Raw genomic sequence first — 2342 nt, forward strand, 5'->3', positions numbered from 1 at the left:
ACATCGACCAACGGGGTGACGTTGATCTCGGCCAGTGGTCCAGACGTAGCGGCTGCGCGGAATGCCATGCTCTGTCTCTCCCAGGAGCGGGCTGCCCCATGGCCGACACTACGCCGGGCGCGGCCGGTCTTCATGGCCCTGTGCGGCCCTCGTTCATGATCGAGTCGGCTTGCCCTCACCGCCCTTCACCGTGCGCCGTTATGCTCTCGGCCATGACTCGACTTCCCCTGTATTTCCTCAGCGCCTCCGTCCTGCTGGCCTGTTCCGGCGTCAGCCCGGTGGCCGACGCCCAGAACCTCGACGCGCAACGCGCGCAGGTCAAGGCCGCCATCGACAATGCCGAGCGCGGCCAGTTCRATCCTGCCCAGGCATCGGCATTGAGCAAGCATCCGCTGTACGGCTGGCTGGAGTACGCCAACCTGCGCCGCAACATCGACACCGTCAGCACCGCGCAGGCGCAGGACTTCCTCAAGCGCTACAGCGGCCAGGCCGTGGCCAGCAGCTTCCGCAGCGTGTGGCTGCCGGCGGTGGCGCGCCGCCAGGATTGGCCGACCCTGCTGGCCAACTGGGTCCCGACCGACAACGTCGGCCTGCGTTGCGCCCAGCTCAACGCACGCCAGGCCACCGGCAAGGCCGATGCGCAGTGGACCAGCGAGGCCCAGGCGATCTGGCGCAGCACCGGCAAGTCGCTGCCCGATGCCTGCGATGCGGTGTTCGCGGTACTCGATGCCAAGGGCGGCCTGAGCGCCGAACTGCGCTGGGCGCGGATCGACGCAGCCGCAGACGAACAGCAACCGGCGGTGATGCGCAGTGCCGCGCGCGGCCTGCCCGCCGCCGACCTGGCCTTGGCCAACACCTATGCCGCCTTCGTCGACAAGCCCAACGCCAGCGCGCTGAACTGGCCGCGCAACGAACGCAGCCGGCGCATCGCCACCGATGGCCTGGCCAAGCTGGCCAAGGCCGACCCGGGCGCCACCGAGCAGCAACTGCCGCAGTACGCCAGTGCGCTGCAGCTCAGTGCCGGCCAGCAGGCCCAGGTGCTGTACCAGGTCGCGCTGTGGACGGTGGCCTCGTATGGTCCCGAATCGGCGCGACGCCTGAATGCCGTGCCCGATTCGGCCTATGACGAGCGCCTGCACGAGTGGCGCGCGCGCGAGGCCATGTCGCGCGGCGACTGGCCGCAGGCGCTGGCGGCGATCCGCAAGATGGGCCCGGCCCAGCGCAGCGATTCGCGCTGGCGCTATTTCGAGGCGCGCATGCTGGAGAAGACTGGCAAGCGCGGCGAGGCCCAGCCGCTGTATCGCGACGCGGCCCGCGCGGCGACTTTCCACGGCTTCCTCGCTGCCGACCAGCTCGGCCAGTCCACCTACACGCTGTGCCCGTGGGAACCCAATGACAGCGCGCAGGCGCAGGCAGCGGTCGCGCGCGATCCAGCGATCATCCGCGCGATGGAGCTGTTCAAGATCGAGCGCGCCGGCTGGGCCGTGGCCGAATGGAACGACGCGTTGAGCCGCTACGACACCACCCAGCGCCGCATCGCGGTGGAAGTGGCGCGCGACAACGGTTGGTTCGACCGCGCGGTGTTCTCGCTCGGCAAGACCCCGGACGAGCAACGCCTGTATTCGCTGCGCTTCCCGCTGCACCACGATGATGCGATCCGCCGCGAATCGGCACGCAATGCAATCGACCCGGCCTGGGTGGCGGCCGAGATCCGCGCCGAGAGCATCTTCAATCCGAAGGCGCGCTCGCCGGCCAACGCCATGGGCCTGATGCAGGTGCTGCCGGCCACCGGCGCCAGCGTGGCCAAGTCGATCGGCCTGGCCAACTACGGCGGCGCGGCCAGCCTGTACGACCCGGACACCAACATCGCCATCGGCACCGCCTACCTGCGCCAGCTGATGAACAAGTACGAAGGCCTGCCCTACATCACCATCGCCGCCTACAACGCCGGCCCGACCCCGACCGCACGCTGGCAGACCCAGCGCCCGGGCTTCGATCCGGACATCTGGATCGAGACCATCAGCTATAAGGAAACCCGCGAGTACGTCGCGCGCATCCTGGCCTTCAGCGTGATCTACGACTGGCGCTTGAACGGCAACGCCCTGCCCGTGACCGACCGCATGAACGGCCGACTGCAGGCCAAGCGCAAGAACTTCGCCTGCGCGGCCAACGCGGACAAGGGCGGCGACTGAGAAACGCGGCCCAAGGTAGCGCCGGCCGCTGGCCGGCTCCCCAGACCGCCCGAACACCCCGGTAGTGCCGGCCGCTGGCCGGCTCCCGACACTGCCCGAAAACCCCGGTAGTGCCGGCCGCTGGCCGGCTCCTCGCAATGCCCGAAGATT

General features: G+C 69.4%; 1 protein-coding gene. It reads left to right on the top strand.

The features are described from left to right. Nucleotides 1-200: 200 nt before the first annotated feature. On the top strand, nt 201-2192 hold the full coding sequence (locus ACXJKH_RS18800) for a transglycosylase SLT domain-containing protein (RefSeq protein ID WP_457321642.1): 1992 nt from the start codon (nt 201-203) through the stop codon (nt 2190-2192). Nucleotides 2193-2342: the final 150 nt, after the last annotated feature.

Source organism: Stenotrophomonas sp. P5_B8 (genome assembly GCF_054049855.1).